This is a genomic window from Burkholderia sp. BCC1977, from assembly GCF_905339595.1.
Lineage (GTDB): Bacteria > Pseudomonadota > Gammaproteobacteria > Burkholderiales > Burkholderiaceae > Burkholderia.
Map to the genome: position 1 here is coordinate 1 of NZ_CAJPGQ010000174.1, position 485 is coordinate 485.

Sequence of the window (485 nt, forward strand, 5' to 3'; positions counted from 1 at the left end):
CGGCGTGAGCGGCTTGCGGGTCGTCGATGCGTCGGTCATGCCAACGATCACGTCCGGCAATACTAATTCGCCGACGCTGATGATCGCGGAGCGCGCTAGCGAGATGATTCGTGCAGATCGAAAGCGGGAAGGCAGGGCGGTGGAGACAATTCGTGGCGGAGTATTGTCGACATGAAGCATAGGCACTGGCGTAGAGAAAATTAACTTCGTCACTCCGGAATCCCGGTCGTTCTTGGCATTGGCATTTGATTTGGCGCCTCTTAGCGGGGCCGGCGTCAAGTGAAAAATCACATCCGCGACTGGCCAGGCAGCCGCTTTCTTCGATCCTGATGTCCGTGAGAGGAAATGAGCTAATGTCAAATGTGGTGTATGACGGTCGAGCAGCAAGATCAGGCGGCAAGCGGTTGCGCAGGAGCCGGCGTGCTCTCGATCACCGGTGTTCCGTCCTTGAAGGGCACGCCTTTCAAGAGTGGTTCGATCCTGTC

1 protein-coding gene is annotated in these 485 nt (G+C 57.1%); it reads left to right on the forward strand.

Annotated elements, in window-relative coordinates; genetic code table 11:
- On the forward strand, window positions 1-175 hold a 175-nt coding region (locus tag U5771_RS35335), incomplete at its 5' end, for a GMC oxidoreductase (protein WP_322028203.1).
- Window positions 176-485 lie beyond the last annotated feature (310 nt).